Below are 20,686 nucleotides of genomic sequence, written 5' to 3' on the forward strand. Positions count from 1 at the left end.
ACAAGCTTAGCTCAGCCGATCTCCCGATTCCAAATCGGGGTCCCGTCGAGCCAGTGTGATGGCCAGGCGCTCCTCGTCCTACCTCGTTTCCCAGGCCCTCCACTCAGCGTTTCCGCTGGCTTCTCGGCTCCGGGTCGGTGTCCGTGTCGCTCTGACTTGGATAAAGTTACGCGGCGGATAACGCAACGTCAAATCGCCTGCACAGCCAGAGAATTCGCAGGTCAAGACCCCTGGCATCGGCAGGCATCCGGCCCTGGTGCCACGAATGTGACCCACGCCACCACAACGGCCTCGAAACCTCCTGTCACGGGCCTCAGTTGGCCAGCGCGTGCTCCGCACCGCGGTGCAGCGGCACCGGCCCGGTGTCCCGCGCGTGATCACGGACGATCCCCTTGGCCGCCGAGTTCGCTTGTTCGAGTTGCGCCTTGCGATCGAACAGCGCCTTGGTCAGCACACAGGCGACATCGGCGTCGAGGTTGTCGCGGACCAGCAGCACGTTGGGCACGACGATCGACGGCACGTCTTCGGCAAGCCCATAGGTGGCGGCCGGGATGACACCCAACTCATAGGCGGGGCTCTGGATGCGCATCCCCACCAGCTCGGCCGAGGTGTCGAGGAACCGGAACTGTCCCTTGGCAGTACGGAACAGTTCGGTGAGGCCAGGAGTAGGGAGGCCGCCGGTGAAGAACAGCGCATCCAGTGAGCCGTCCTTCATCCCGGCCACCGCCTTGGTGAGTTCCAGCCGGTGCACCGCGATATCACTGTCGGGGTTCAGCCCACCGGCCCGCAGGACGCGGCGGGCCATCACCTCGGTTCCCGACTTCGGCGTACCCGTCGATACCCGCTTCCCCCGCAGGTCAGCGACGGACGTGATGCCGGAATCCGCCCGCACGATCACCTCGGTGTAGCTCGGATACAGCCGCGACAACGCCTGCACCGGCTGCTTGTTGCCGTCGAAGGTGCCGGTGCCGAGCACGGCGTCGGCGGCGGTGTCGGCCTGCGCGAAGGCCACCTGGTACTTGCCTGCCGCCAGCTGCTGAATGTTCTGTACCGAGGCCAGCGTCTCCGCGGCCTTGGCCAGCACCTTGCCGTCGGTGGCCAGCGCGATCTGGTCGGCGTAGGCATTGCCGAGCACCGAGAACACACCGGTCGCGTTGCCGGTGGCGATGCCGAGCTTGGTCCCGTGCTTCACCTCGCAGGTGATCGGACCGCCGGCGTCGACGAGCGCCGCGTCCTTGTCTTTCCCGCATCCTGCGAGCAAGCCCGCGGTCACCGACACCACCGCGACGATTACCGCCACTCTGCTCATCTCATCCTCCACGACCACCGACGCCGCCGATCCTGCGCGGCCCAATCCGGCTCAGCGCCCGCGAAGTTCGGCAAACCGCGACGATACCAACGCGCACCCGCCGCCGGATATAAAACGACCACGTGTGAGAAACGACGACGTGTGAGAAACGTTGGCGTGTCGCTAGTTTCCGTTTCGCAATCTGGATTCAGGCGTGTCACCGCCGCCGACGACGCCGGTTGTCCACATCATGACTACTCGGATCCGCTGCATATGACAGATCACCACCCCTGATCTTCTCTCAGCAGGAGGACCGAACAATGATGTCGACCACCGTCGGCCGATATTGTCAGTACCTGCGACACGGCTACGTCCTACCCGCGGTAGCGGGAGCCGTGTGCGTCAGCGCCATTGCCGCTGCGGTACTTCCCAGCGCGCAGGCACCCGACGACCCACCAGTCGGGCTGACAACCGGAATGTCCGAGGCGTCGGGTGCGGAACCAGATCCCGCAGGCGCACCCGAGAACCTCGACCGGCCACCCGATACCGGGGCTCCGCCCATGTGGTCCCCGTTCCCGGGACTGCAGTTCCCGACCCTCCCGGGGATCGAACTTCCGAGAATCGAGCTACCGAAGCTCGATATACCCGGGATCGCGCCGCCCCCGGCCACGCTGCCGCCACCCGAGGCATCCGCGCCACCACCCGACACACCACCCGACGCGTCTTCGCCACCGCCCGACACACTTTCGCCGCCACCGGCACCACCGTTCGAGATTCCACCTGTGCCCATGCTGTCGCCTCCCCTCGCGCCGCCCCTCCCTGCCCCCGACACTCTTGCGCCGATAAAGACTGTCGGTGAGCTGGCCGTCGACGCAGCGCGATCCAAACTCGGCGCCGCCTACTCCTATGCCGCCGCGGGCCCGGACTCCTTCGACTGCTCGGGTCTGGTGCAGTGGTCCTATAAGCAGGCAGGCGTGGAACTACCGCGCACCAGCTACCAGCAACTCGCCGCGGGCACACCGATTTCCGTCCACGATCTCCAGGTGGGCGACTTGGTGACCTACTCCCGCGGCAGCCACTCGGCGCTGTACATCGGTGACGGCAAGGTGATTCACGCAGGCACCTACAGCACGGGCGTCATGATCTCGCCGATCGCCTCGATGCCGTTCGCCGAGGCCCGCCGGTTCCACGCAGACGGACTCGTCCCCGCGCCGCCGCCCACCAGCAGCCCGAAGCCGTGGTCGGCAACGCAGGTCGTCGCGGTCAGCCGACCACGCAAGTAACTGGCGGCTCGTCCAGGAGAGTCGGCGAACACCTGGCCGAACTCTCCTGGGCGGGACGCTAGTTCATCAGCGCGTGGTCGGCGCCGCGGTGCAGCTTTACCGGCTCGGTATTGCGAGCGTTGTCCCTGGCGATGCCTTTGGCTGCGGAATTCGCCTGCTCCAACTGGGTTTTGCGATCGAAAAGGGTCTTCGCCAGCACACAGGCCAGGTCGGCGTCCAGGTCGTCGCGGACCAGCAGCACGTTCGGGACGACGATCGTCTTCGCGTCGGCGGGCAGCCCGTAGGTGGCCGCGGGGATGGTGCCTGCCTCGTATACCGGGCTCACGGACCGCATCCCGGCCAGCTGCGGGGAGATATCGAGGAAGCGGACCTTGTCGCGCGCCGAGGTGAACAGGTCGGTGATGCCTGGCGTCGGCAGGCCGCCGGAGAAGAACATGGCGTCGATGGAGCCGTCCTTCATGCCGTCGACGGTCTTGGTGAGGTCCAGGCGCTGGGCGGAGATGTCGCTGTCCGGGTTCAGGCCTGCCGCCTGCAGCACACGCTGTGCGATCACCTCGGTGCCGGACTTGGGCGAACCGGTGGACACGCGCTTGCCGCGCAGGTCGGCGACGGAGTTGATGCCTGCGTCTGCGCGAACGACCACCTGGGTGTAGTTCGGGTAGAGCCGGGCAAGTGCCTGCACCGGTTGCTTTTTGCCGTCGAAGCTCGCCGCGCCGGTCACGGCGTCGGCGGCGGTGTCGGCGAGCGAGAACGCCACCTGGTAGGTGCCTGCGACCAACTGCTGGATGTTCTGCACGGACGCACCGGTTTCCGCGGCGGTTGCCTTCACTTTGCCGCCGGTGGCCTGCGAAATCTGGTCGGCGTAGGCGTTGCCGAGCGCGAAGTACACGCCGGTCGCGTTGCCGGTGGCGATGCCGACCCTGGTCTCCTGTTTCACCTCGCAGCTGATCGGGGCGCCGGAGTCGTGGTGGGGCGCGTCGCGGCGGCCCCCACATCCGGTGAGCAGCCCGGTCGTCACCGTGGCGATCGCGAAAACTATTGCGACTCTTCTCATGTCGTTCTCCTTCGAGAGAGCAGAGTGACCCCGATGGCCGCGGTCAGCGCGACCAGACCGGCGATGAGCGCGCCGGGCTCCAGGTACAGCAGCAGCAAACCGCCGACGGCGGCCAGCACACGGGCAGGCGGCCGAGCCGGACCGATCCCGAGGATCCAGCCGCCGGTGGCCACCGCAAGGGCGGCGACGCCTAGGCAAGCTACGGCGGTGGTCCACAGGATGCCGAGCACCGGGCCGCGCCCGAGCAGATATTCGCCGGAGTCGGTCAGCACGAAGACGACCGGAACCAGGAACGCGGGCAGCGCGTATTTCAAGGCCTGCCACATGGTCGGCACCGTGCGGGCCCCGGTCACCGCGGCCGCGCCTACCGCGGCAAGCGCCGTCGGCGGCGTCACCTCGGACAACACCGAGTAGTAGAAGACGAACATCGCGGCGGCAGGCGGGGAGACGCCCAGCGCGAGGAGCGCGGGACCGATGATCACCCAGCCGATGATGAACGAGGCCGTCACCGGCACCGCGAGGCCGAGCAAGGCCAGCGCGATCGCCGCGAGCACGACGGTGCAGGCCAGCACCACGGTGTGGTTGTCCGACAACGATTTCGCCAGCCGCACCAGCAGGCCGGCCAGCTGGGAGCCGAGGCCGGTCTTGGTCGTCATCGCGGTGATCACGCCCGCCGACGCGCACACCGCCACCACCGGCAGCGCCGCACGCACGCCACCGCCGATCGCGTGGAACACCCGGCGCGGCGAGCGGGCGGTCGCCCTGGTGCGCGGGTCGAGGAAGGCGAGGACGAACGCGAGCAACGTCGCGTACACCACGGCTTTGGTGGCGCCGACGCCGAGCAGCAGCAGTGCGACGATCACGATCAGCGACAGGAAGTGATAGCCCAACCGGAGCAGCAGTCGCCCCGCGGAGGCGCCGCCGATCTCCACCGGCGTGGTGCCGAGGCGGCGCGCGTCGATCTCCACGGCAAGCAGAATGCCGAGGTAGTACAGCACCGTCGGAATCAGCGCCCAGCCGAGCACCGTCACATACGACACCTCGAGGTATTCGGCGACGATGAACGCCGCGACGCCGAGGGTCGGCGGCGACAGGATCGCGCCGACGCCTGCCGCGGCGAGCATGCCGCCCGCCTGCTCGGGCGGATAACCGGCCCGCCGCAGGATCGGCCAGGTGACCGCGCCGATGGTCACCGTTGTCGCCGTGCCCGAGCCCGACACCGTGCCGAGCAGGAATCCGGAGGCGACGGCCGTGCGACCTGGCGCGCTGCGTGAGCGCCGGAACAGAGCCACCGACAGATCGACGAAGAACTGTGCCGCGCCGGAGAATTCGAGCACGGCGCCGTAGAGCGTGAACAGCACGATGTAGGTGGCCGCGACATCCAGCGGCGTGCCGTAGAAGCCGCTGCCGGAGTTGTACAGCGCGTCGATGATCTGTCCGAAGTCGAGGCCCGCGTGCGCGATGCTCCAGCCTTGCGGCAGAAATCCGCCGTAATACCCGTAGGCCGCGAAGAGCAGGCAGACCGCGATGAGTACCCAGCCGGTGGTCCGCCGGCACGCCTCGAGCACGAGAATGAGCAGCAGTGCGCCCATGGTGACGTCGACGGTCCCGAGCAGGCCCTGCCGATCCAGGAAGGCGTTGTATCCGCCGCCGCCGTCCCCGATCGTCCACGGCAGCACCGGATAGAGGCACACCACCGCGGCGAGCGCGGCCAACAGCCAGTCGACCACTCCCGGCCCGTCGGCCCGGTCGAGGAACTTCACCCCGGAGCGATACGCGAGGAAGATCAGCGGCAACGTCGCGGCCAGGAAGATCACCAGGTAGTACTGGCTCCCCTGGGGCAACGGCCGAAACACCTGCCACACCACCAGGATCGCGACCGCGAACGCGACCGTCGCGACCACCCATTCGGCCGGGCCGGTGAGCACCCGAGCGGGCCGCTCCTCGTCATCGACCTCTACCAGCAGGGGCCGGTCCTCATCGGGCGCCTCGGAATCCACCCGATCGCCCCCCGGTTTCGACATGGCGGAACGATAGCAACGCGCGACCGAACGCACGAGCGGATTGAAAACATGGGTACCAGTCGCTTTTCAGTTCCGGCCACCTCCCCGCGACGACCAGACTACGACGGATCACCTGCCGCGCGAAGGAGTTTGGCGCCGACGTCGCGCAACATGCGTCGCATCTCCGGCGGTTCGCGCACCTCGAAGTCGAGGCCGAGGTGGGCGATGCGGACGGCCGTCCATTCCAGCGAGTCGGCGCCCGTGCGGATCAGGCAGCTGTGCTCGTCGATCGGTTCGACCTCGTCGGCGCGGACGGGGAACGCCTCGATCAGCTCCGCCGCCGGGGCGTGCACGAGGAAGACCGCACTGCGCACGGGACGCGAGCGGGCCAGCTGCTCGGTGACGAACGCGGCGGCGTCCTCGGTGGGCAATTCCCTTGGCGCACAGCGCACTCCAGTCGGAAACGGGGCCGCAAGCCGGTCGACCCGGAACGTCCGCCAGTCCGCGCGGTCGACATCCCAGGCCACCAGGTACCACCGCCGCCCCGCCGAAACGAGCCGATGCGGCTCGGCGAGGCGCTTGGTCTCCGCATCACCTTTATCGCGGTAGCGGAACCGGATTCGTTCGCCGTCGCGCGCCGCGGCGGCCAGCACGACCAGCGTTTCGGGATCGACCCGCGGGCCCGCGGCCGGGCCGCCGAGCGAGACGGTCGCCGCGTCGACCGCATCCACCCGGCCACGCAGGCGGGACGGCAACACCTGCTGGAGTTTGACCAGCGCCCGGGCAGCGGACTCCTCGATGCCGGCCACCGAACCCTGGGCCGCGCTGCGTAGGCCGAGGGTGATCGCCACCGCCTCCTCGTCGTCGAGCAGCAGCGGCGGCAGCGCGGTTCCCGCTTCGAGTCGGTAGCCGCCGACCGAGCCGAGGCTCGCGTGCACGGGGTACTCCAGCTCACGCAGCCGCTCGATATCGCGACGCACGGTCCGCACCGTGACCCCGAGCCGCGCGGCCAGCTCGGGCCCGGTCCATTCACGGCGGGTCTGCAGCAGCGCGAGCAGTTGGAGCAGGCGCGCGGCGGTTTCGGTCACCGTTCCAGTATGGCGCGCAATGAGGACCGAACCTGACCTCATTGCTGCCTACCGTTGGCAGGGTGAATGCACACCGAGACACCATCCAGCTCGTCGGCGCCCGCGAGAACAACCTGCGCAACATCTCGTTGGAGATCCCCAAGGGCAAGATCGTGGTCTTCACCGGGGTGTCCGGCTCGGGCAAGTCGTCGGTGGTCTTCGGCACCATCGCGGTCGAGTCGCAGCGCCAGCTCAACGAGACCTTCACCTGGTTCCTCCGCAATCGGCTGCCGAAGTACGAGCGGCCGGAGGCCGACTCGATCGACAACCTGGCACCCGCGGTGGTCGTCGATCAGCGGCCGATCAGCGGCAACTCCCGTTCGACCGTCGGCACCATGACCGATATCCACTCGGTCATCCGGGTGCTGTTCTCCCGGCACGGCGAGCCGAGCGCGGGCGAGGCCACCCGCTACTCGTTCAACGACCCGCTCGGCATGTGCCCCGAGTGCGGCGGGCTCGGCCGGGTGGTCCGCCCGGACCTGAACAAGCTGCTGGACACCGACAAGTCGCTCAACGACGGGGCAATCACCTTCGCGCCGTTCGCGATCGGCACCTTTCAATGGCAGATCTACGCCGAATCGGGACTCTTCGACCCCGACAAGCCATTACGCGACTTCACCCCCGAGGAGTGGCAGCTGTTCCTGCGCGGCAACGGGTTCCGGGTGCCGCGGCTGAACAAGACCGGCTCGATGGGACACAACGCGTACGAGGGGCTGCTCGAGCGGATGGACCGGCTCTACATCAAGCGCGACCTCGGCGGGCTCTCGGACAAGAATCGCGCCGAAGCGCTGTCGGTCGTCACCGAGGAGGTATGCCCGGAATGCGGGGGCGCGCGGCTCAACGCGGCCGCGTTGGCAACGCGGATCAACGGATTGGGCATCGCCGACTACGGACGGCTCGAGGTGTCGGAGTTGATCGAGGTGCTTGCCGCCCTCGACGGCCCGGTGGCCACGCCGATCGCGACGGCCGCGGTCACCCGGCTGCGGCGGATCGAGGAGGTCGGCCTCGGCTACCTCTCGCTCGACCGGGAGACCTCGACGCTGTCCGGCGGTGAAGCGCAGCGGCTCAAGGTCGTTCGGCACCTCGGATCGAGCCTGACCGGAATGACCTACATCTTCGACGAGCCGAGCGTCGGCATGCATCCCCGCGACGTCAGCCGGTTGAACAACCTGCTGATCCAGTTGCGGGACAAGGGAAACACCGTGCTGGTGGTCGAGCACTCCCCCGATGTCATCGCGGTCGCCGACCACGTGGTCGACATGGGGCCTGGCGCGGGCGGGCACGGCGGCCAGGTGATGTTCCAGGGCACGGTCGAGAAGCTGCGCGCCTCAGGGACTTCCACCGGCGAGCGGCTGCGGCGGGTGCAACCGGTCAAGCAGCGCACGCGGACGCCGACCGGCTGGCTGACCGTTGCCGACGTCGACCGATACAACCTGAAGAACGTGACCGCGCAGTTCCCGACCGGAGTACTCACCGCGATCACCGGTGTCGCGGGCTCGGGCAAGAGCACGCTGGTCTCCGGCGCGTTCGTGGCCGCCCACCCGGACGCGATCGTGGTGAACCAGTCGGCAATTCACGCCTCCCGCCGGTCCAGCCCCGCGACCTACCTCGGCATCATGGATCCGCTGCGGCACCTGTTCGCCAAGGCGCACAACGTGAAGCCCGGCCTGTTCAGCTTCAACTCGGCGGGCGCGTGCGGCGAATGTGGCGGCGCGGGGATCATTTTCACCGACCTGGCCTACCTGGATCCGATCACCACCGTGTGCCAGACCTGCCACGGCCGCCGGTATCGGGCCGAGGTGCTCGGCTACACCGTTCGAGGCGCCTCCATCGCCGACGTGCTGGAGATGACCGCCGAACAGGCCCTCGACTTCTGGAACGACCAGACCACCAGCAAGATTCACACGCCGCTCCGTTCGCTCACCGACGTCGGCCTCGGCTACCTCACCCTCGGCCGCTCGCTCAGCTCGCTCTCGGGCGGCGAACGCCAGCGCATCAAGCTGGCCGACCACCTGCACCGCAGCGGCAGCGTCTACGTGCTCGACGAGCCGACCACCGGCCTGCACATGGCCGACGTCGACACGCTGGTCGCCCTGCTCGACCGCCTGGTCGACGCGGGTAACACGGTGCTCGTGATCGAGCACGACTTGGACGTGGTCAAGCGCGCGGACTGGGTCATCGACCTCGGCCCGGACGCCGGCCTGCACGGCGGCGAAATCGTGTTCGCCGGAACACCTTCGGAGTTGCTCGCGGATCGGCGCTCGATCACGGCGGATTATCTGCGCAGGAGCCTGTCCGCCGCGGCATGACGGCGCAGGTCGCGACGGCGGGATCGGCCCGAAATGTCGGAGTATGGTCTTCGGGCATGGACGCGGACGACTACGAGAAGCTGGCCACACCTGCGGAAAAGCAGACATGGGCCAAACAGAACAACCTGATGTACGGCGGGCTGATCGCCGTCGGTGTGGTGATCCTGCAAGGTTTCCTCACGGCGGCACCGCTCGATGTGTCCGGCATGATCTCGGTGGTGGCGTTCGCCATCGCGCTGCCGCTGCTCGCAGTGCTGATCATGCTCGGAGAACTGCACAAGGCGGACAGCGGTCCAGGGCCCAATCTCACCGATGAGGTCGCCAAGGGCGTTGCCCTGCTCGCCTCGATGACCGGTGTCGTCGCGGCGTTCTGGCATATCGACTGGCTCGCGGGCGTCGTGGTGCTGCTCGCGGGGGCCGCCGGCCGCGGCGTGTACGGCGCGCATTTCAACGCCGCCGCCTTCAACCGGACCGTGCTGCGGCGCAGGCAGCGGACCGCCAATACGGAAACCGGCGGCACCGCAACCCCGTGATCCGCGCCGCAGCGGCGGCCGCAGCGGGATGATGGTGTCATGGCGATGCGCGAAGTGGTGTCGGCGGGCGCCTTTACCCGGATCTACGATCCGGGCGACGGCGAGTCGGAACCCTGGTACATCAACGATCACACCCTGATCCGCGACCACGACGGGCTATGGCATCTCTTCGGCATCACGCATCCGGAGCCCGCCGATCCGTTCAACGAGATCGACTTCGCGCACGCGACCGCGCCGGAGCTGGCCGGGCCGTGGACCAAGCACCCGCCCGCGCTGACGGTCGACCCGGACTACTACGACGAGACGCATCTGTGGGCCCCGCACGTGGTCGAGGCGCACGATCGGTACTACATGTTCTATGCGGGCGGCGGACCGGATCGCACCGCAGCGGCCATCAACTTGGCCACCTCGACCGACCTCTTCCATTGGGAGCGTAGACGTTCCGGCCCGCTGTTCCGGGACGGGTACGACGCGCGGGACCCGATGGTTACCCGGGTCGGCGATCAGTGGGTGATGTACTACTGCGCGAACAGCACACCCCTCGGCGGCCATCACGTGGTCGCCTACCGCACCAGCACCGATCTCGTGCACTGGGGCGACCGGCACATCGCCTACACGGACCCGACCGTTGGCACCGAGGCGGGAAACACGGAGTCGCCCTTCGTCGTCCAGCAGGACGGCTGCTGGTACCTGTTCATCGGACCGCGGCCGAACTATGTCGGCACCGACGCGTTCCGCGGCGACAGCCCGTTCCGGTTCCACATCGGCGACAAGGTGGGCCATATCGATTCGCACGCCGCCGAATTGGTGCGCGACAACAACGAATGGTGGATCACCCACGCCGGGTGGGGGCAGGGTGGTGTGTACCTGGCGCCGCTGACCTTCCTGCCGCCGCGCGATCTCCGATCCGCGAAAGCCGTACCGCGGTGAGGCGATTTCCCGAAACTCACCAAGGGACGCGGCACGGCTGGTATGTGTTGATCGAGTCGTCTATCCGACCACCCACGCGCGGGGAGGGAACGGCATGGCCCGTATCGGTGTTATCAGTATTTCCGACGGTCGTGACTATGTGCACGCGGGTATCGCGGAATTCATCAGAACCACCGAGGACCGGCTGGTCGCGGCGCTGACCGAGGCAGGTCATCACGTGGTCCGCGGCGAAGCGCCGATCAGCGACAACGCGCTGGCGACGAGCGTGGCACGCGCGGTCGCGGCGGCCGACGTCGACCTGACCGTATTGCACTATGCCGTCTGGGCTTTCCCGCATTTCACCATGCTGGCGGCGGGCGCGACCCCCGGCCCGTTGCTGCTGCTGTCGAATATCGACCCGGTGCAGCCGGGCATGGTCGGCATGCTCGCCGCGGGCGGCGCGCTGGACCAGATCGGGCGCACACACGCCCGATTGTGGGGCGACCCAGCAGATCCCGCGCTCATCGAGGCGATCGGCGTGCGGGCCCGGGCGGCCGCGGCGGTGGCGAGCCTGCGCGGCAGCACCTTCGGGCGCTTCGGCGGGCGGCCGATGGGCATGAACACCGCGGTCGCCAATACCGACCAGTGGCAACGGATCTTCGGCATCGATGTCGAGGAGATCGACCAGTGGGAGATCGTGCGGCGGGCCGAGCTGGCCGACGCGGGTGAGGCGAAGGCCGCGCGCGAATGGCTGGAACAGCATGCCGCCGGCGTGCACTACGACGGCGCGAAGCTGACACCGGAACTGCTGGAGCGCCAAATCCGTTCGTACCTGGCGGTGCGCGAGCTCATCGCCGAGTGGCGACTCGATTTCTCCGGCATCAAAGGGCAGCCGGAGCTCACCCAGTACTTCGCCACCATGGATATCACCGAGGCGTTCCTCAACGACCCGTACGACTGGAACGGGCCGAAGGAGACACACGTCTGCGCGACCGAAGCGGACATGGACGGCGCGCTCACCATGCAGCTGCTCAAGCAGATCGCCGACACCCCGGTGCTTTTCGCGGATGTGCGGCATTACCACGCCGACCGCGACATCTGGGATCTCTGCAACTCGGGTCAGCACGCGACCTGGTTCGCCGCCCGCAGCGCGGATCCCGCGGAGAACCTCGCCAAGGTGCACCTGTATCCGGAGGTGTTCTTCTTCCCGGCAGGCGGCGCCTCGGTGCATCATCTGGCCGCGCCGGGCCGAATGACGCTGGCCCGCCTCACCCGCCAGGACGGCGACTACCGAATGCAGTTGATGCTCGGCGATTTCGAGACCTACGACGCGCCGACCAACGAGGCGTTGATGAAGCAGTCCACCTGGGAGTGGCCGCACGCGTTCGCCAGGCTCGACGCGCGCGCCGAAGATTTCCTGTCCCGCTTCGGCGCCAACCACATTCACGCGGTGCCCGGCGATCATCGGGCCACCGTGCGGGCGGCGTGTGACCTGCTCGGGGTCCGCCTCGACGAGTTCACCCGGTGACGATGTTCCTCGGCGTCGACATCGGCACCTCGAGCTCGAAGGGCGTGCTCGTCACGGCCGACGGCGCCGTCGCCGCAAGATCGGAACGTGCGCACGGCGTTTCCACGCCGCGGCCGGGCTGGGTGGAGCACGACGCGGAAACCGTCTGGTGGGCTGACTTCGTCGCCATCACCCGCGATCTGCTGGCCGCGGCGGACGGCGCGACGCTCGACGGGCTCGCGGTCTCCGGCATCGGCCCGTGCCTGCTGCCCGCCGACGCGAACGGCCGCCCGCTGCGCCCGGCCATCCTCTACGGCGTCGACACCAGGGCGACCACCGAAATCGCGGAACTCGACGCCGAATTCGGCACGGCGGCGGTGCTGGAGCGGGCCGGATCCCCGCTCACCAGCCAAGCCATCGGCCCGAAATTGCGCTGGCTGGCCAGGCACGAACCGCAGGTCGCCGCCGAGACCCGCATGCTGCTGATGGCGAGTTCCTTTCTCGTGCATGGGCTCACCGGCCGCTACGTGCTCGACCACCAGTCCGCCAGCCAGTGCGTCCCGATGTACGACCTGCTTCGCCGCGAGTGGGCCGCGGACTGGGCCGAGCAGGTGGCGCCCGGCCTGCGGCTGCCCGAACTCGCCTGGCCGACCGAGGTGATCGGCCGGGTCTCCGCGGCAGCGGCGGCGAGCACCGGTCTGCCCGTTGGTCTTCCGGTCACCACCGGAACCATCGACGCCTGGGCCGAGGCCGCGAGCGTCGGCGTCAGGGCGCCGGGCGATGCCATGATCATGTACGGCACCACCATGTTCCTTGTCCAGGTGCTCACCGATCCGCGCCCGCACCCCGGCCTGTGGGGCACCTGCGGAACCTGGCCTGGCACATACACTCTCGCCGCGGGCATGGCCACCTCGGGCGCGGTCACCGACTGGCTGCGCCACCTGGTCGGCGGCGAGTTCACCGATCTCGTCGCCGCGGCCGCGCAGGTGCCCGTCGGCAGTCGAGGGCTGCTGACCCTGCCCTATTTCGCCGGTGAGCGCACGCCCCTGTTCGACCCGGATGCCAGGGGCATCATCGCGGGCCTGACGCTCGGGCACGGGCAAGCCGAGATGTACCGCTCGGTGCTCGAGGGCATCGCCTACGGCGTGCGGCACAACCTCGCGGCGATGACGGAGGCAGGCGGCCGCGCCGCCCGGCTGGTCGCGGTCGGCGGCGGCACCAAGGGCGGGTTGTGGACGCAGATCGTCTCCGACGTCACCGGACTACCCCAGCAACTTCCCGCCGACACGGTCGGCGCCTGCCTCGGCGACGCGCTGCTGGCGGCCGAGGCAGCCGGTGCCGACACATCCGGCTGGAATCCGGTCATCGGCACCATCGAGCCCTATTCTGAACACACCGAAGAATACGATTCGTACTACCGGCACTACCGGGAGCTGTACGAATGCAGCACCGCTATCACGCATTTCCTGGCGCGCGAACAACACCGCAAGGGGGCGCTTTCCTGATCCTCGGCAGCCATGCGAGGATGCAGGGTTGCTCTGTCGATCATCATGTGAGGACCTCATGCCCACCCTGACCCTTACCCAGCGGAACTTCAACACCGTGATCACCGGGAATAACATTGTCCTGGTTGACTGGTGGGCAAGCTGGTGTGGTCCGTGTCGACATTTCGCGCCGATCTTCGAATCGTCGTCGGACCGACACCCCGATATCGTGCACGCGAAGGTCGACACCGAAGCCGAGACCGAGCTCAGTGCCGCGGCGAACATCTCCGCGCTCCCGACCCTGATGGCTTTTCGCGAAGGCCTGATGGTGTATTCGGAAGCAGGCGTGCCCGCGCCGGAAAAACTGGAAGATCTGATCCAACAAGTGAAATGGCTTGATATGGACGAACTCCGCAGGGAAATGAACAGGCAGGCCGACCAGCAACAGGTGGAGGCATACAGCCAGAGCGCACCGACGCCGGGTCCGTCGCGACAGGCGGGCCACGCGCCGGCGGGCACGATCCAGTACGGCTGGCCCGGGTTATGAGCACGGAGCGTTCGACGGAGCTCTGGCGGTTGGACGGCGCGCGCACGCGCTCGATCAGCGCCGAGAATCCGACAGGCGCTCCCGGTGCAGGCGGCCGCGCGACCGAGGGGACGGGCGCGCACGCCGCACGATTCCTCGGTCAGGGCTGGAAGGTTTCCCCGTCGATCATTCTGCCGGATGGCGAAACCGCCACGCTGGCAGACGTTTCCGGCCCCGGCGTGGTCCGGCACTGGTGGCTCACCACCGACCGTGCCGTGCTTGGCGCGATGACGGTACGCATCTACTGGGACGGTCGGCCGGAGCCCGCGATCGAGGTCCCGCTCGGCGACTTCTTCTGCAACGGCTTGGGCGAGCTGACGCTGGTCGATTCGGAGATGGTCGTCGTCAATCCCGCAGGCGGCCTGAACAGCTACTGGCCCATGCCATTTCGGACCCATGCCAGGATCACGCTGGAAAACTCCAGTGGCCGCAATGTTCCGGTGTACTACCAGGTCACCTACGACGAGCAGGAGGTGCCTGCGAACGCGGGCTACCTGCACGCCACGTGGGCGCGCAGCGCGCCGTTGGGCAGCCCTGCCATCCACACGCTCATGGGCACCACGCCGGGGCCGGGCCGTTACGTCGGTACCTACCTGACGATTCGGCCCGGCGCGCCGGGCTGGTGGGGTGAGGGCGAGTTCAAGTTCTATCTCGACGGCGACACCGACTTCCCCACCATCTGCGGCACCGGGACCGAGGACTACTTCGGCGGCGCTTGGAATTTCGACCTCGGCGGCGGCGTGTATCGGAGGTACTCCACGGCGTATCTCGGTCTGCCCCAGGTGATTCCCGCGGACCAGATCTATCAGCCGGACCAGCGATTCGGTATGTACCGCTGGCATGTGCGCGACCCGATCTGTTTCGACCGCGACGTGCGCGTCACCGTGCAGGCGCTCGGCTGGCAGGGCGACGCCTATCTGCCGCTGGTGGACGCGGACATCGCGAGCACGGCCTGGTGGTATCAGGCCACGCGGTAACGCACGGCGCAGGGATTCACGGCGCGTCGCGGGACGATGCGCCGCCTGCCTCGGCGTCGCCGGTCTCCGACGACAGATCCGCGAGCAGTTCATCGGCGCGGGCCAGCGCGTCGTCCATGGTCGCCTCGATACCGTCGAGCACCGAGATGCCGCCGAGCAGATCGTCGAACTCGTGCAGCATGGACTGCACCTCCGCCACCGCCGGATCGACCGGGTACCAGGCGACCGCATCCCGCCACCACGGGTTCTGGTCCACCCACGCCCACATCACGTCGCGCACGTGCCTGGCATCGGGGGTGTACATCTGGAACAGCCCGTCCGCGTCTGCCGCCCGATGTTCCAGCTCGTAGACACCGTCCGGCAACAGCCGGGTCTGGATGTACTCGTGGTCGCCGCGGTTGATCACGATGAACGGACAATCCGGATCCGGTGGCTCGTCGAGCATCTCGCTGAGCAGGTCGTCGGTCAGGTCCGGCACCGGTGTCCCGTCACCGGTCCGGACGTGCACGTCGGCACGGTCCGGGTCGTCAGTCACCGGGCCAGTGTGCCCGATCCGGCCGTGGAATACCCGAAATGCGCCGGGTGTCGCGGCTGCGGGTGCAAGGTGAAGGGATGAGTAGGGCAACTGTGGCCGGCGTGGACAGTTCCACCCAATCCTGCAAAGTGGTGGTCTGCGACGCGGAGACCGGCGAGATCCTGCACCAGGCACATGCGCCGCACCCCGACGGCACGGAGGCGCCGCCGCAAGCCTGGTGGGATGCGTTGGATACGGCGGGCGCGGGCTTGCTCGACCGAGTCGACGCGGTCGCGGTAGCCGGCCAGCAACACGGCCTGGTCGCCCTCGATGCCGACGGGCAGCCGGTGCGCGATGCGTTGCTGTGGAACGATGTTCGCTCCGCGGCGGCGGCCGAGGAACTGGTCGCCGAACTCGGTGGCCCGCAGGCCTGGGCAGACGCCGTCGGCAGCGTTCCGCTCGCCGCCTTCACGGTGGCCAAGCTGCGCTGGCTGGCCGATCACGAGCCCGACGCGGCCGACCGCACCGCGACAATCATGCTCCCGCACGACTACCTGACCTGGCGGCTCCGCGGTGGCGCCGCCGGGTCGGCACCCGAACCGACCACCGACCGCGGCGACGCCTCCGGCACCGGCTACTGGTCGCCCGCCACCGGCGACTATCGCAAAGACCTGCTCGCCCTTGGCTTCCGGGGTCGCACACCCGAGCTGCCCAGGGTCCTCGCGCCAGCCGAGGCCGCGGGGCGCACGCCAGCGGGCGCGCTCGTCGCGGCGGGCACCGGTGACAATGCCGGTGCCGCACTGGGACTCGGCATCGGCGACGGGGACGTGGTGGTCTCGCTCGGCACCAGCGGCACCGTGTTCGCGCACGCAGGCGCGCCGAGCGCCGACGCCACCGGCGCGGTCGCCGGATTCGCCGACGCGACAGGGGCATTCCTGCCGCTGGTGTGCACCCTCAATGCGGCGCGCGTGCTCGACGCCACCGCCGAGCTGCTCGGCGTCGATCTTGCCGCGCTCGAATCGCTTGCCGCACAGGCGCCGCCGGGCGCCGATGGACTCGTCCTGCTCCCCTATCTGTCCGGCGAACGCACGCCGAACCTGCCGCACGCCGCGGGCAGCCTGCACGGGCTGCGACTGGAAACCATGCGCCCCAACCATCTTGCCCGCGCCGCCTACGAAGGAATGCTCGCCAATTTGGCCGAGGCCAGCGATCAGCTCCGCGCCACCGGCGTCGACGCCCGCCGCGTGCTGCTGATCGGCGGCGCCGCACGGTCCAGGCTCGTTGCCGAGATCGCCGCGCAGCTCTTCGGCCTTCCGGTCACCGTTCCCGAGCCGACCGAGTACGTCGCGCTCGGTGCCGCCAGGCAGGCGGCGTGGGCTTTGCGCGGCGGTCTGCAACCACCGGACTGGCAGGCCCGCACGGTCGCGTCGATCCCGGCACCGGCCGACCCGGCGAGCGGCCATCGGATCCGCGCACAGTACCGGCGAGCCAGGGAAAGCCTGCATCACTGAACCCGTTCGGAAACAGCTCGGCCGACCGGTGCCGATCGTGCGACGATGTACTGACTACCGGGAGTACCGGATACCGCCGGTTATCGAAGGGGCTGTGATGCAACCGTATGACGTGGTGATTCGGGGCGGATCGGTGTTCGACGGCGCGGGCTCCGCACCGCGCACGGCGGATGTCGGCATCCGCGACGGCAAGGTCGTCGCGATCAGCACCGAGCCGCTGCCCGACGGCACGCGCACCATCGATGCGACGGGCAAATGGGTCATACCGGGCATGCTCGATGTGCACACCCACTACGACGCCGAGGTGCTCGGCAGTCCGGGGCTCGGCGAGTCGGTGCGGCACGGCGTCACCACGGTGGTGATCGGCAACTGCTCGCTGTCCACGGTGTACTCCGACGCCGACGACTGTGCGGACATGTTCTCGCGGGTGGAGGCGCTGCCGTGGGACGCGGTGCACGCCGCGGTCAAGGAGCACAAGAACTGGGACAGCCCACGCAGCTACGTCGACGCGCTGGCCGCGCGCCCACTCGGCGCGAATGTGGCTGTGCTCCTGGGGCATTCGGATATCCGGGTGGCCGTCATGGGATTGGGTCGCGCGGTGGATCCGCAGGCGAAACCGACCACCGACGAGCTGAACCGCATGCGGCAGATGCTCACCGACGCCCTCGACGCCGGGTTCCTCGGACTGTCCACCATCCGCAGCTCGTTCTCGAAGCTGGAGGGCGTGCGCTTCCCGACCAGGCAGCTGCCGTCGACCTACGCGAGCTGGCGCGAGTACGGTGCGCTGAACAATATTCTGCGGCAACGCAATCGGATCCATCAGAGCACCCCGAATCTCACCGCACCGCTGGAGATCCGCCGCTACCTCGCACAGAGCGCAGGCCGGTTCCGCAAGCCGCTCAAGACCACACTCATCGCAGGCATGGATGTGAAGGCCAGCCGCGGCACGGCAGGCGCGGCGACCGCGGCGGCATGGATCGCCAACAAGGTGGGCGGCGCCGCATTCCGGTGGCAGCACCTTCCCGTCCCGTTCGAGGTCTATGCCGACGGCGTCGACCTGGTCGTGTTCGAGGAATTCGGCTCCGGCGTCGCCGCGCTCAACATTCGCGACGTGATGAAGCGCGGCGAGTTGCTGGCCGACGAGTCCTACCGCAGGCAATTCCGCAAGGATCTCGCCAAGAAATACGGCCCTCGGGTCTGGCACCGGGATTTGCACGACGCGCAAATCGTGTCGTGCCCGGAGGCCGAGGTGGTCGGCAAGTCGTTCGGCGAGGTCGCCGACGAACGCGGGATCCATCCGGCCGACGCACTGCTCGACCTGGCCGTCGCGCACGGCGCGAAGCTGCGGTGGCGCACGGTGATCGCCAACGACCGCGACGACGTGCTCGACCGCCTGCAGCGCTCGCCGTCGGTGCAGGTCGGCTTCGCCGACTCCGGTGCGCACCTGCGGAATATGGCCTTCTACAACTTCGGGCTGCGGATGCTGGAGCGGGCGCATCAGCGCCGCTTCATGCCGATCGAGGCGGCGGTGCATCGGCTGACCGGCGAGCTCGCCGAGTGGTACGGCCTCGACACCGGGCGCCTGCACGAGGGCGCGCGCGCCGACATCGCCGTCATCGATCCGGCGGGCTTCGATGGGTCGAGCGCCGCCTACGCCGAGGCGCCGGTGCCTGGCATTCCCGGCATGGATCGGATGGTCAACCGCAATGATCGCGCGGTCGCCGCGACGATCGTCGGCGGGAAATCGGTCTACGAATACGGCGAGTTCGCCGCTGGCTTCGGCACGACGCTGCACGCGGGAAGCTTTCTCGCGCCCGCTTGATTAGCCGAGTAAATGGGCGAGTAAAACATTGCCTGACCAAAACTCGTGTGTGTTGTCCGCGATGTCTCGTTTGACCTATTACATTCGTCGCATCGTCTGAAAAGGAGCATTACCCGGCCGACGAGAGGTTTCGATGACGGACATCCAAACAATGGCGGACCCGGTGCGCCAGGCGATCATGGCGGAGCGGGCCGACCTCGCCGAGCTGCTCGCCGGGCTGGACGCCGCAAGCTGGGACGCGCCCTCGCTGTGCCGCGGGTGGCGGGTGCGCGAGGTGGTCGCCCACCTCACGCTGCCGTACCGCATGTCGGGCGGCCGGTTCCTGGTCGAAATGGTGCGGGCGGCAGGCAATTTCAACCGGATGGCCAATCACACCGCGCAGATGGACGCGGCCATGTACTCGCCCGAGGATCTGCTGAAATCGCTGTGGGACAACATCGACCATCCGTGGAAGCCGCCGGGCGGCGGCTACGCGGGCGCGCTGAGCCACGATGTGATCCACGGTCTGGACATCTCGGTGGCGCTCGGGCTCGATCGGAAGGTACCGGAGGACCGGCTGCGCATCGTGCTCGACGCCGTTGATGCCAACAGCATCAAGTTCTTCCACGCCAAGCTCAGGGGCATCGAGTTGCGCGCCGACGATCTGGACTGGAGCTACGGCAGCGGCGCGCTGGTCACCGGACCGGCCCAGGACCTGCTGTTGGTGCTGTGCGGGCGCAAGCTGCCCGTCGGAGAACTGCACGGCAGCAAGGCCACCCGGTTCATTCGCGTGCTCTAGCCCGCCTGGTCACGAAAATAATCGCGAGTCCTCGACGACGTCGCCGCGCTACAGTCTGGGCGTGACGTGGACTGCACCGGACGTGACCAGAACCAAGGCGCCCTTGATCGCCGACGAGCGGCGGATGCTGCAGGGCTGGCTCGACTTTCACCGCAACACGTTGCTGGTCAAATGCGCAGGCCTGGACGCGGCTCAGCTCAAACAGCGCCCGCTCGAGCCGTCGACGCTGTCGCTGCTCGGCCTGGTCCGGCATCTGAGCGAGGTGGAGCGCGGCTGGTTCCGCTTCGCCGCGGCGGCCGAAGACATCGATTACCTGTACTGCAGCGTGGACAACATCGACGGCGACTTCGACGATATCGACGAGGCCGACGCCGCAACCGATTTCGCGACGTTCCGGCTCGAGATCGAGCTGGCCGACGCCGCGGTGATCGACATGTCCCTCGAACACACCTTCAAACATCCGCGCAGGCCCGAGCTCGAATACAACCTGCGGTGGGTCTACGCCCACCTGATCGAGGAGTACGCCAGGCACAACGGTCACGCCGACCTGCTGCGCGAACGCATCGACGGCGCCACCGGCGACTGACGCCGCTCACACCGCATTGCTGCTGACCCAAGCCGCGACCTGGGAGCGCGCGGTGAAGCCCAGCTTGGTGAGAATGTGGTCGACGTGGCTCTCCGCGGTGCGAATCGAGATGACCAACTCCGCGGCGATCCGCTTGTTGCTGTAGCCGGCGGCGACCAATCGGGCGACGTCCTTCTCGCGGCGGGTAAGTACGTCACTCGCCGCGTTTTTCGACGCCATCGGCCGTTGCGGGGCGGGCTCCGCACCGAGCGCGTACCGCACCGCCTCGTCAAGGGTGAGCGCGGCGCCGCCGTCGAAGTCGGCGCGGAACTCCTTGTCCCCCAGCGCATCGCGCACCTCCAGGCGGACCTTCTCGCCGACTGCGTCGGTCATCGCGTGCGCCAGCCGCTGCGTGCTGCCGCGGCGCACCGTCGTC

17 protein-coding genes and 1 pseudogene are annotated in these 20,686 nt (G+C 68.3%); 12 read left to right on the forward strand and 6 right to left on the reverse strand.

The features are described from left to right. Positions 1 to 313: 313 nt before the first annotated feature. Entirely contained in the window at positions 314 to 1,309 is a 996-nt protein-coding gene (locus NA11_RS42170; RefSeq protein ID WP_069167744.1) for a TAXI family TRAP transporter solute-binding subunit, read from the reverse strand. Between the two features lie 767 nt (positions 1,310 to 2,076). Here NA11_RS42170 and NA11_RS42175 point away from each other — a divergent pair. Then, positions 2,077 to 2,571 carry a C40 family peptidase gene (locus NA11_RS42175; protein WP_069167729.1) on the forward strand — a complete coding sequence of 165 codons (495 nt, stop codon included), beginning with the start codon at positions 2,077 to 2,079 and terminating at the stop codon, positions 2,569 to 2,571. A 58-nt stretch (positions 2,572 to 2,629) separates the two neighbouring features. Here the strand turns inward: NA11_RS42175 and NA11_RS42180 are convergent, their stop codons facing one another. The 3 genes from NA11_RS42180 to NA11_RS42190 all read right to left on the reverse strand — a co-directional run bounded on the left by NA11_RS42180 (position 2,630) and on the right by NA11_RS42190 (position 6,716). Continuing rightward, the gene (locus NA11_RS42180) at positions 2,630 to 3,625 is read right to left on the reverse strand and encodes a TAXI family TRAP transporter solute-binding subunit (RefSeq protein ID WP_069167730.1); all 996 of its coding nucleotides are present in this window, start codon (positions 3,623 to 3,625) and stop codon (positions 2,630 to 2,632) included. Beyond that, positions 3,622 to 5,649 (reverse strand): TRAP transporter permease, encoded by a 2,028-nt coding sequence (locus tag NA11_RS42185; protein WP_069167731.1) that lies wholly within the window; start codon positions 5,647 to 5,649, stop codon positions 3,622 to 3,624. The genes NA11_RS42180 and NA11_RS42185 overlap by 4 nt, the downstream gene beginning before the upstream one ends. A 98-nt stretch (positions 5,650 to 5,747) precedes the next feature. Further along, complete coding sequence (locus NA11_RS42190; RefSeq protein ID WP_069167732.1) at positions 5,748 to 6,716, reverse strand: helix-turn-helix transcriptional regulator; 969 nt, start codon at positions 6,714 to 6,716, stop codon at positions 5,748 to 5,750. A gap of 62 nt (positions 6,717 to 6,778) precedes the next feature. Between NA11_RS42190 and NA11_RS42195 the strand changes: the two genes are divergently transcribed. The 7 genes and pseudogenes from NA11_RS42195 (at position 6,779) to NA11_RS42225 (ending at position 15,060) form a co-directional block, all read left to right on the forward strand. Further along, positions 6,779 to 9,064 carry an ATP-binding cassette domain-containing protein gene (locus NA11_RS42195; protein WP_069167733.1) on the forward strand — a complete coding sequence of 762 codons (2,286 nt, stop codon included), beginning with the start codon at positions 6,779 to 6,781 and terminating at the stop codon, positions 9,062 to 9,064. A 56-nt stretch (positions 9,065 to 9,120) separates the two neighbouring features. Next, the gene (locus NA11_RS42200; RefSeq protein ID WP_069167734.1) at positions 9,121 to 9,597 is read left to right on the forward strand and encodes a hypothetical protein; all 477 of its coding nucleotides are present in this window, start codon (positions 9,121 to 9,123) and stop codon (positions 9,595 to 9,597) included. A gap of 39 nt (positions 9,598 to 9,636) precedes the next feature. Further along, positions 9,637 to 10,527 carry a glycoside hydrolase family protein gene (locus NA11_RS42205; RefSeq protein ID WP_218023493.1) on the forward strand — a complete coding sequence of 297 codons (891 nt, stop codon included), beginning with the start codon at positions 9,637 to 9,639 and terminating at the stop codon, positions 10,525 to 10,527. 94 nt (positions 10,528 to 10,621) lie between these two features. Next, a complete protein-coding gene (locus NA11_RS42210) occupies positions 10,622 to 12,034 on the forward strand; it encodes an L-fucose/L-arabinose isomerase family protein (protein ID WP_069167735.1) in 1,413 nt (470 codons plus the stop codon). Between the two features lie 2 nt (positions 12,035 to 12,036). Further along, complete coding sequence (locus tag NA11_RS42215; protein ID WP_069167736.1) at positions 12,037 to 13,518, forward strand: FGGY-family carbohydrate kinase; 1,482 nt, start codon at positions 12,037 to 12,039, stop codon at positions 13,516 to 13,518. Positions 13,519 to 13,576: 58 nt separating this feature from the next. Then, positions 13,577 to 13,933, forward strand: a pseudogene (locus NA11_RS42220) (thioredoxin family protein); the annotation flags it as partial. Positions 13,934 to 14,040: 107 nt separating this feature from the next. Continuing rightward, on the forward strand, positions 14,041 to 15,060 hold the full coding sequence (locus NA11_RS42225; protein ID WP_069167738.1) for a glycoside hydrolase family 172 protein: 1,020 nt from the start codon (positions 14,041 to 14,043) through the stop codon (positions 15,058 to 15,060). 16 nt (positions 15,061 to 15,076) lie between these two features. Here the strand turns inward: NA11_RS42225 and NA11_RS42230 are convergent, their stop codons facing one another. Then, entirely contained in the window at positions 15,077 to 15,595 is a 519-nt protein-coding gene (locus NA11_RS42230; RefSeq protein ID WP_069167739.1) for a hypothetical protein, read from the reverse strand. Positions 15,596 to 15,672: 77 nt separating this feature from the next. On the opposite strand from NA11_RS42230, the gene xylB reads away from it, so the two are divergent. The 4 genes from xylB (at position 15,673) to NA11_RS42250 (ending at position 20,271) form a co-directional block, all read left to right on the forward strand. Next, positions 15,673 to 17,085: a xylulokinase gene (gene xylB, locus NA11_RS42235; RefSeq protein ID WP_069167746.1), complete on the forward strand. Its 1,413-nt coding sequence runs from the start codon at positions 15,673 to 15,675 to the stop codon at positions 17,083 to 17,085. 97 nt (positions 17,086 to 17,182) lie between these two features. Then, positions 17,183 to 18,907, forward strand: coding sequence for an N-acyl-D-amino-acid deacylase family protein (locus NA11_RS42240; RefSeq protein ID WP_069167740.1), 1,725 nt, complete (start codon positions 17,183 to 17,185; stop codon positions 18,905 to 18,907). Positions 18,908 to 19,040: 133 nt separating this feature from the next. Beyond that, positions 19,041 to 19,685: a maleylpyruvate isomerase family mycothiol-dependent enzyme gene (locus NA11_RS42245; protein WP_245746571.1), complete on the forward strand. Its 645-nt coding sequence runs from the start codon at positions 19,041 to 19,043 to the stop codon at positions 19,683 to 19,685. A 61-nt stretch (positions 19,686 to 19,746) separates the two neighbouring features. Beyond that, positions 19,747 to 20,271, forward strand: coding sequence for a DinB family protein (locus NA11_RS42250; protein WP_069167742.1), 525 nt, complete (start codon positions 19,747 to 19,749; stop codon positions 20,269 to 20,271). Positions 20,272 to 20,277: 6 nt separating this feature from the next. Here NA11_RS42250 and NA11_RS42255 read toward each other — a convergent pair. Further along, on the reverse strand, positions 20,278 to 20,686 hold a 409-nt coding region (locus NA11_RS42255; RefSeq protein ID WP_141718156.1), incomplete at its 5' end, for a helix-turn-helix domain-containing protein.

Source organism: Nocardia altamirensis NBRC 108246 (assembly GCF_001612685.1).
In the GTDB taxonomy this organism is placed as follows: Bacteria; Actinomycetota; Actinomycetes; order Mycobacteriales; family Mycobacteriaceae; genus Nocardia; species Nocardia altamirensis.